Here is a 6,850-nt window from a genome sequence, read left to right on the forward strand (position 1 = left end):
TTTGCGAAGGTTGTCCAGTCTATGTGGCGGGCGGTGCACCAGTGGGCGGTGGTGTTTGGGAGAATGATGTCTGTTTGGCGTAATGCTTCTGTGTTTGAAACGCCTAATAGTGTGTAAATATTTTTTAATTGATTCTTCCAATCATTAACGGTTTGAATGGCTGTTGGTAAGGAATCTTGTGGGCGAATTAAGTGTAAAAATTCTCCAGACATTCCTACAGCGCTTGCTCCTAGAGCAAGACATTTTACGATATCTAATGGTGAATGAATGCCTCCAGAAGCAATTAGTTCACAAGATAAATCATAGCCTTCTACTAAGGACTGCACTGTTGTTTGTCCCCAGTCTTCTAATTCATCATATAAATGATCTTCTCTTCGAGCATTTTCGATGGCTGCAAAATTTGTGCCTCCACGGCCACTAATATCAATCGTTTGAACTCCGATATTGATCAGTTCTTGCATGGCTTCTCTACTAAATCCAAATCCTACTTCTTTAACAATAACAGGAACGTCTACATGAGAGACGATTTCCTCAATATTTTTTAACCAATGATGGAAAGAGCGATCTCCTTCAGGCATGACTAATTCTTGTAAAGTATTCACATGAATTTGAATCCCATTTGCTTCAATGAGGTCAATCGCTTTTTTAGCAGATTCAACGGTATAATGTGCTCCTAAATTCGCCAAAACAATTCCGTTAGGATTCTCTTTTCGAATAATGGTGAAGCTTTCTGCAGTAGAAGGATCTTTCATCGCAACACTCATCGATCCAGTTGCCATCGCAATTCCTGTTTCATGCGCCAATTGTGCTAGGCGTTGATTAATAAGAGTTGTTCGAGGACTTCCACCAGTAATCGCATTAATGAAAAATGGAGTTTCTAAAGTGAATCCTGCCATTTTTGTTTGAAGAGAAACTTCATCTACAGCCATTTCAGATAGAGGGTGATGGACAAAACGAGTTTGTCGTAATTCTAAATTCGACTGTGATTGATATTGTTGAGTCGCATGCCCCACATGTTCATCTTTTCTTTTCATTTGTTGTGTATAGGCTTGTGTCATGAGAGATCCTTTCTAATAGCGCTTTTTGAAGGGGCTATTTCTAAGTTTAGTGGAAGAATACCAGCTTTTTCCCAGTGGGTTGTGATGGTGTCTTCTTGTTGTGGTTTTGTAATAAAGCAAATCCCACAATCTCCTCCGCCAGCTCCAGAAGTTTTGGCACTTGCTTTTTCTTGAAGCGCAATTTGGCAAAGTTTTGTTAAGGATGGAGTTTCGAGTACAATATTCATCTCTTTAGCAAAGTCTAATAAGAGAGCTCGATTATCCGTAATTCCTTGTAGAAATGCTTCTGTATCTTCTTCTGTTAAAGCAGTCGTTATCTGATTTAAAATCGCTGTATTTTGTTTTAAAAATTGTTGGTAATATGCATCCTTTTCTGCTTGTGTTCTTGTTTGAGTAACGGATGATACGAATGAAGAAGTGTCGGCCTTTTCCTTTGTCCATCCAACAAGCATTTTTAGCGCTGTTGGTAAAGATACTGGCTGAATGACTAAGCCTGCCCATTCTTTATTGACAACTTCTGAAATAGAATACCGTTGTAATTGTTCTTGAATCCATGTTGCATCGATTCGTTGATATAAAATGATACCTCCAAAGGCACTAGAAGCAATATCTCCTAAGGAACCATTACTACCAAGCAGAGTATTGGTAATGGCTGCTAATTTATAAACGAGTAGAGGTTCAACAGGAATATGATGCCATTGTAAAATAGCGTCAATGGTTGCAACAACGACAGCTCCACTAGAGCCAAGACCGAATTTGATATTCGAGTGAACATCATCTAATTGGCTTGTGACTTTCAAATGATAGAGCTCTTCATTCCAATAGTTTCGTTGTTTCGCATAAGTTTCGGCAACTTCAATCGCAGTAGTTATTAATGTATATGGATGATTTTCTTCGATTATTTGTAAAAGTTCTTGTTCCCTTTTCCAATGAAGCGTCAAATCCGGTTGTTGAGTGGAGTAAATTGTTCCAACTTCTTCAAGGGAAGGAGTCAAATCAACCGTTAAATAGCGATTGACCGCTGCAATGATTGCCGGTTGTCCTGGAGTGACGACTGCATATTCACCAGCAATAAATAATTTTCCAGGAACTGTAGCTTGTATATTCATAGTTAAATTCCTTTATGGTTAAAATGTTGAATGCTTTCTTGCCATTCTTCTTCTGTTAGAGTTCTCATTGCTTCTCCTGGAAGAGAGGAAATGAGTTTTTCAGAAGCAAAATATTGTTTGAAATGGTCACGGACTTTATCTAAATCACTCGCTTTGCAAAGAACTTTTACATTCGGCCCAGCATCCATTGTGTAATAAGCAGGAATTCCTAATACTTCACGTAAGTAAACGACTTGTTGCTGAGCAATCAGGCTATCTGGTTCAAAATAACAAAATGGAGGTTGACTGGCAAGCATTGTCGCATGCATTTTCATTCCGTTAAATTCGGCAATTTCTCCCATTCGAGTAAAGTTTTTCTCTTGGATGGCTGTTTTAATCTCTTCTAAATCAGTTTTTGCACTTTCTACCCATGCAGGATAGAAAGGAGAAGTGGCAACTGTTTGTTCCATTCCAACACGGCTGGAGATTTTTTTAGCAGCTCCATTAACAACGACGATGAGCATTCCAATATCCCAAGAAGCATCGTCAATAGGAATCGCCATACTATCTTCTGAATTCGTTCCTTGATTCCATTCAACAAAGCCACCAAATAAACTTCTCGTAGAGCTTCCACTTCCACGACGAGCATATGTTGATAATTCACTTCTTGATAAATCCCATCCCATTGCTTGATGCATCGCTCCTGCTAAAGCTGCAAAAGCTGAAGCAGAACTTGCTAAACCAGCTGCAGTAGGAACAAAGTTATAACTCTCAATACGAGCAAATCGTGTTTCCTTAGCAGGAATACGGAATAAATCTAAAAACTTTGAAATTTTTTGTGTTTCAGCTTCTTGTTGCAAAACATTATTTAAATAAAATTCATCTTTTTCTAAAGTTTCATCTAAAGTAATTTTTGTATCGGTATAAAAAGCATCTAATGTGAGGGATAAGCTACTATTCATTGGAAGAAATAATGCTTTATCTTTTTTTCCCCAATATTTAATAAGTGCAATATTTGTATGTGCACGTGCAATTCCTGTTGTTTTCATATAAGCTCCTTTTTATTCGTTGGAAAATGAATGTATCCATGTTTGTACAGCTCCTGCTTGTTGTAAAGCTTCAGCAATTTTTTGTGCTTCTTCAATATTTGCTGCAAGAGCAATCATACAGCCACCTAGTCCGCCACCTGTCATTTTGGCACCAATCGCTCCATTTTCAAGAGCCGTTTGAACAAGATGGTCTAATGTTTCGTTTGATACTTCTAATTGTTGAAGAAGTGTATGGTTTTGAGTCAGAAGACTTCCTAATGTATCAACGTCTCCTTTTGATAAACAAGTTTTAGCAGTGTGTACTAGTTCTCCAATTTCTTCAATGATTTTTTGAGTAGCAATGGGTTCTTGTTGGATTTTTTTTTGTACAGCTTGAACGGCTTTTAGTGTTTGCCCTGTAATGCCTGTATCTGCTACGACTAAACTTCCTTCTAGTTGAATAGACAGAGGTTGTAAAGCTTCTCCTTTTATAAAAAATACGGCTTCTTTTCCACTAGTCGTTGCGGTATCAATACCACTTGGATTTCCATGAGCGATTTTTTCAGAAGCTTGTACAATTTCGAATAATAATGGTTCGCTTAAAGGAACATTGTAATAATCAAACAATCCTCTCACTATCGCTACTGAAACAGCTGCGCTTGATCCCATGCCACGTTCTGCAGGAATCGAAGAAGTAATCGTAATCTCAATAGAAGGTGCTTGTACGAAGGATGCCTCTCCTTTTTCTACTTTCCCATTATTCCAATACGAACGAGTAGTAGGCGTAATTCCTAATTCAGGACGAAGTTGTTCAATTTGATTCAATGCTTCATGGATTGTAAATTTTAAACTTTTTAATACTTCCGGCATTTCATAAGCTAATCCACTATAAAAGTCGCAATGAATGCTTAGCGGATGAGAACTTGGTTGAATATCTGCTTGAACCGACACACCGGAAAAAGGAATGGCAATCGCAGGTTGATGATGGACGACTGCATGTTCCCCCATTAAAATGACTTTTCCAGTAGACTGTCCCATACCGGAAGCTGTTGTATATTCCATGATAAAACTCCTTCATAATTTCTCTTATTTATCATACTAAAAACCATTAGAGGTGTAAACGAACAAGCGAGGATTTAAAGGAAATTTAAAGACACAATCGTTAGTCATCCTAAAAAAACTATGGTAAAATACGCAAGAAAAGCAATTCAATAAAAGGAGAGAATCGTTGTGACAGACACATCGACGTATTATCATATTAGCCGAGATGAATGGAAACAATATCAAAACGCCCATCACTTGGCACTAACATTACACGAATTAGAACATTTAACATCATTGAATGATAGAATTTCATTAATTGACGTACAAGAAGTATATGTACCCTTATTAGATTACTTTGACATTTATTATCAAAAACATGGACAAATTCATGAACAAGAACAATATTTCTTAAAACAACCGAAGAAGAAAGTTCCATTTATTATTGGAGTTTCAGGAAGTGTGGCAGTTGGGAAAAGTACAACGGCACGTTTAATGCAAACAATGCTCCAACAAAAATATTCAGAATTAACCGTTGAATTGATGACAACGGATGGATTTTTATGGCCAACAAAGGATTTAGTGGAAAAAGGAATTTTACATCGCAAAGGATTCCCAGAAAGTTATGATATGGAATCATTAGTGAATTTCTTACTGGATATCAAAACAGGAGAAGAAGCTGTTGAAGCACCTGTTTATTCTCATGAAATTTACGACATTATTCCAAATGAAAAACAAGTCATTTATCCACCCGATATTTTAATTGTGGAAGGAATTAATGTATTACAATTGCCACCAAATCGAGAAATTTATGTCAGTGATTTCTTTGACTGGTCGATTTATGTAGATGCGGAAGAAAATCTGATTGAAAAATGGTACTTAGAACGTTTTGAATTATTAATGGAACGAGCAAAAACTCAACCCGATAATTTTTATTACCAGTTTGCGATTGGAGACCGAGAAGAAGCGATTGCTATGGCAAAAGATGTATGGAAAAAAACGAATTTGAAAAACCTAAAGGAATACATCTTACCAACAAAAGGACGTGCAGACTTTATTTTGCATAAAACATACGGGCATCATATTGACTATGTCCAAGTGAAAAAATACTAAAAAATGTAAGAAGAACTCGCAGGATAGACGTCTTTGCGGGTTCTTTTTTGGAATAGAAGGATAATACATGAAAAATGAGAAAGTTTAATAAAAACCCGAACGAATTTTATAAATATTTAAGGTAATTTTCGTGATTTTCTGCTACAATATAGATAATAAGACTAAGGAGGCTTTTTATGTCAACAAGAACCACTTCGTTAGAAAAAATTATTGTATTAGATTTTGGAAGTCAGTATAATCAGCTGATTACACGTCGTATTCGTGAGTTTGGAGTATTCAGTGAGTTACTTCATAATGATATTACTGCGAAAGAAATCAAAAAGCATGGAAATGTAAAAGGGATTATTTTCTCTGGAGGACCGCATAGTGTTTACGAATCGGGTGCTTTTACAGTAGATCCTGAAATTTTTGAATTAGGAATTCCAGTATTAGGAATCTGTTATGGAATGCAGTTGACAACTCATTTATTTGGAGGAACTGTTGAATCTTCACCAACAAGAGAATATGGCCCTGCTAAAGTAGAAGTCTTTAATACAGATTCAGGAATTTTCCAAGGATTATCTACTTCAGAAGAAGTCTTAATGAGCCATGGTGACAGAATTACAGCTATCCCTGAAGGTTTCACTGTAACAGCTTCAAATGATCATACTCCATTTGCAGCGTTTGAAAATCCAGAACGAAATATTTATGGAGTACAATTCCATCCAGAAGTACGTCACAGTATTCATGGGAATGATATGTTGAAAAACTTCGTGTTCAATATTTGTGGTGCAACAGGTGATTGGACGATGGCAAACTTCATCGAGATGGAAATTGAAAAAATTCGCGAAAAAGTTGGCAATAAAAAAGTATTATTAGGTTTATCAGGCGGAGTTGACTCAAGCGTTGTAGGTGTTCTATTACAAAAAGCAATCGGCGACCAATTAACATGTATTTTTGTAGACCACGGTTTACTTAGAAAAGATGAAGGCGACCAAGTGATGGAAAGCTTATCTGGAAAATTTGGATTAAATATTATCCGAGTGAATGCCCAAGAACGTTTCTTATCAAAATTAAAAGGTGTAAGTGATCCAGAACAAAAACGTAAAATTATTGGAAATGAATTTGTTTATGTATTCGATGATGAAGCCGCAAAACTAACGGATGTGGATTTCTTAGCACAAGGAACTTTATATACAGATATTATCGAATCAGGAACAAAAACAGCTCAAACCATTAAGTCTCACCACAATGTAGGAGGACTACCAGAGGATATGCAATTTGAATTAATTGAACCTCTAAATACATTATTCAAAGACGAAGTTCGTGCCTTAGGAACAGCATTAGGCATGCCAGATTCAATCGTATGGCGCCAACCATTCCCAGGACCAGGACTAGGCATTCGAGTACTAGGAGAAGTAACCGAAGAAAAACTAGAAATCGTACGAGAAAGTGATGCCATCTTAAGAGAAGAAATTGCTAAAAATGGACTTGAAAGAGACGTATGGCAATACTTCACAGTCTTACCAGGAATCCGCAGTGT

Annotated in this window: 6 protein-coding genes; 2 read left to right on the forward strand and 4 right to left on the reverse strand. The window is 36.8% G+C overall.

Annotation, left to right across the window (positions count from 1 at the left end):
- The 4 genes from fni to mvk form a co-directional block, all read right to left on the reverse strand.
- Positions 1 to 1,058, reverse strand: a 1,058-nt coding sequence (gene fni, locus RYL55_RS07945) for a type 2 isopentenyl-diphosphate Delta-isomerase (protein WP_315008493.1), incomplete at its 3' end; no start/stop codon positions are given.
- Positions 1,055 to 2,167: a phosphomevalonate kinase gene (locus tag RYL55_RS07950; protein WP_315008495.1), complete on the reverse strand. Its 1,113-nt coding sequence runs from the start codon at positions 2,165 to 2,167 to the stop codon at positions 1,055 to 1,057. The genes fni and RYL55_RS07950, both read right to left, overlap by 4 nt.
- A 2-nt stretch (positions 2,168 to 2,169) precedes the next feature.
- Complete coding sequence (gene mvaD, locus RYL55_RS07955; RefSeq protein ID WP_315008497.1) at positions 2,170 to 3,195, reverse strand: diphosphomevalonate decarboxylase; 1,026 nt, start codon at positions 3,193 to 3,195, stop codon at positions 2,170 to 2,172.
- Positions 3,196 to 3,207: 12 nt separating this feature from the next.
- Positions 3,208 to 4,236, reverse strand: coding sequence for a mevalonate kinase (mvk, locus tag RYL55_RS07960; protein ID WP_315008498.1), 1,029 nt, complete (start codon positions 4,234 to 4,236; stop codon positions 3,208 to 3,210).
- Between the two features lie 168 nt (positions 4,237 to 4,404).
- On the opposite strand from mvk, the gene coaA reads away from it, so the two are divergent.
- Both coaA and guaA read left to right on the forward strand, forming a co-directional pair.
- Positions 4,405 to 5,328 (forward strand): type I pantothenate kinase, encoded by a 924-nt coding sequence (gene coaA / locus RYL55_RS07965; RefSeq protein ID WP_315008500.1) that lies wholly within the window; start codon positions 4,405 to 4,407, stop codon positions 5,326 to 5,328.
- Between the two features lie 176 nt (positions 5,329 to 5,504).
- The coding region (guaA, locus tag RYL55_RS07970; protein ID WP_315008502.1) for a glutamine-hydrolyzing GMP synthase at positions 5,505 to 6,850 on the forward strand (1,346 nt) is incomplete at its 3' end.

This window comes from uncultured Granulicatella sp. (assembly GCF_963515615.1).
Lineage (GTDB): Bacteria > Bacillota > Bacilli > Lactobacillales > Aerococcaceae > Granulicatella.

Coding starts and splice junctions, on each gene's coding strand:
- mvaD (WP_315008497.1), bottom strand. CDS start 3,195: ATGAAAACAACAGGAATTGCACGTGCACATACAAATATTGCACTTATT.
- mvk (WP_315008498.1), bottom strand. CDS start 4,236: ATGGAATATACAACAGCTTCCGGTATGGGACAGTCTACTGGAAAAGTC.
- RYL55_RS07950 (WP_315008495.1), bottom strand. CDS start 2,167: ATGAATATACAAGCTACAGTTCCTGGAAAATTATTTATTGCTGGTGAA.